Below are 2,344 nucleotides of genomic sequence, written 5' to 3'. Positions count from 1 at the left end.
CGGAGCGCGGCCGGGGTTGCGCGGCGACGCACCGCGACGCCCGGTGCCGGAGCGCGGCCGGGTTGGCGCGGCGACGCACCGCGACGCCCGGTGCCGGGCTCCGGAGAATCCGCGCCTCTGCGCGCCCCCTCGCGCCGAACGCCGGCCCCGACGACAGATGCTCCGGAGCCCGGCACCGGGCCGCTCGCGCACGATCAGCGCCGGCCCGCCCCGAAGAACTCGACCCCCAGATCGGGGTGGTCCACGAACACACCGTCCAGCTGCGCATCGCGCAGCACGGACCATTCGCCGCGGTAGTCGCCGAACGCCGCCCGGCCGCCGGGACGCCGGTGAGCGGGGAGGAGGAACGCGTTCTCGGGGCGGCACGTCCAGGTGTAGACGCGCAGCCCGCGTCGCTTCGCCTCGCCGACGAGCCGCGCCGGTCCTCGCCCGCGCCCCCACCGGTCCGGGGCGAGCACGAGGCGCTTGTCGACGCTGATCCCCTCGACCTCCGCGGCGAGCGCGTCGAGCCCCGCCGGCGTGAGCATCGACGCGTACGACGACGCGTCGGCCCCGTCGCGCTCGCGCAGGTCCCAGGGCGCACCGTCGGACTCGATCAGCTGGACGAGCGGAACCCGGATGCCGTGCTCGCGCAGCCGCGAGAGCACGAGAGGCTCGAACGACTCGATGATCAAGGCGTCGACGGCATCCGCCCATCCCGCGTCGCGCAGCTCGGCCGCCACCAGCGCGGCCATGTCGAAGCCCCGACGGGCGAAGGCCGCCGCGTGCTTGATCTCCAGCACCACACCGACCCCGCCGGCGCGCGCGAGCTCGAGCACGTCGCGCAGGCGCAGCACGGGCTCGGTGTCGTCGTGGGCGGCGCTCCCGGGACGCAGCGCCGGGAGGCGCTCGCGGCAGCGCAGGGTCTGCAGCTCGGCCCAGGTGAAGTCCTCCGTGAACCAGCCTGTCGACCTCTCGCCGTCGACGACGCGCGAGGTGCGACGGTCGGCGAACTCGGGGCGGGTGGAGACGTCGGTCGTCGCCCCGATCTCGTTCTCGTGGCGTACGACCAGCACACCGTCGGCGGACGGCACGACGTCGGGCTCGACGGCATCCACCCCCGCCTCGATCGCGCGCGAATAGGAGCTGCGGGAGTGCTCGGGCAGGTACCCGGGCGCGCCGCGATGACCGATCACGAGAGGCACGCCGCCACGCTAGCGACGGAGGGTGAACGGACGGTCCGCTCTGAGCAGAATCCCAGTCAGCACAAGGATTCCCGCGGCCCGCTCGGCTAGTGTTGTCTGACAGCACGGTGCTGTGATCACCATCTTTTGGAGTGTGAGTTCCCGTGGCCCTCAACAACCCGGCATTCAGCAACCCGGCGTTCCAGGACCCTCGAGCCGGTGGCGCTCAGACGCGCTACAGCCCGCCCCCGGCCGTCGACCCCGCCGCCGACGCGCGCATCGAAGGCGCGTACGCGGCTCCGTCCGCGAGCGCCGTCGACACGGGTCGCATGACGGTCGAAGACACCGTCATGAAGACCCTCGCCCTGTTCGGCGTCCTGCTCGTCACCGCCGTCGTCGGATGGATCTGGACGATGAGCGGCGTCACCGCCGCCAACCCGTCCCCCAGCGTCGCGCCGATGATCATCGGTGGTCTCGGCGGGTTCGTGCTCGCGATGGTCGCGATCTTCAAGAAGAAGCCCTCCGTCCCCGTCTTCGTCGCCTACGCGGCGTTCGAGGGTCTGTTCATCGGTGGCATCTCCGGCTTCTTCGAGATGATGTTCCCGGGCATCGTCATCCAGGCGACCCTGGGCACCCTGTCGGTCGTGGGTGTCACCCTCGCCCTCTTCGCCAGCGGCAAGGTGCGCGCCTCGGCTCGTGCCACGAAGATCTTCATGATCGCCATGGTCGGCTACCTCGTCTTCAGCCTGGTGAACGTCGGACTGATGATCTTCAACGTGCCCCTCGCGGGCGGCGCATTCGGCCTCCGCAGCGGCATCGAGATCTTCGGCATCCCGCTCGGCGTCATCATCGGCGTGTTCGTCGTCATCATGGCGGCGTACTCGCTGGTGCTCGACTTCGACCAGATCCAGCGCGGTGTGCGCAACGGCGCTCCCCGGGTCTACGGCTGGGTCGGTGCCTTCGGCATCATGGTCACGGTCGTCTGGCTGTACGTCGAGATCCTGCGCCTCATCGCGATCGTGCGCGGCAACAACTGACACACGTTCCCCCGAAGGGCCGTCCCGTTGCGGGGCGGCCCTTCGTCGTTCCCGCCGCCCCGCCGCCCCGCCGCCCCGCCGCCCCGCCGCCCCGCCGCCCCGCCGCCCCGCCGCCCCGCCGCCCCGCCGTCCCGCCGAGTGTCC

At 72.0% G+C, this 2,344-nt stretch carries 2 protein-coding genes; one reads left to right on the top strand and one right to left on the bottom strand.

Annotated elements, in window-relative coordinates; all coding sequences use genetic code 11:
• Positions 1 to 194: 194 nt before the first annotated feature.
• Positions 195 to 1,184, bottom strand: coding sequence for a glycerophosphodiester phosphodiesterase family protein (locus ACK4LS_RS14655; protein WP_409718841.1), 990 nt, complete (start codon positions 1,182 to 1,184; stop codon positions 195 to 197).
• A gap of 143 nt (positions 1,185 to 1,327) precedes the next feature.
• On the opposite strand from ACK4LS_RS14655, the gene ACK4LS_RS14650 reads away from it, so the two are divergent.
• Complete coding sequence (locus tag ACK4LS_RS14650; RefSeq protein ID WP_409718838.1) at positions 1,328 to 2,200, top strand: Bax inhibitor-1/YccA family protein; 873 nt, start codon at positions 1,328 to 1,330, stop codon at positions 2,198 to 2,200.
• Positions 2,201 to 2,344: the final 144 nt, after the last annotated feature.

Origin of the sequence: Microbacterium sp. (assembly GCF_046295495.1) — a bacterium.
GTDB lineage: Bacteria > Actinomycetota > Actinomycetes > Actinomycetales > Microbacteriaceae > Microbacterium.
Note: the sequence above shows the minus strand (reverse complement) of the source record. Positions and strands in the feature narration are given on the sequence as shown.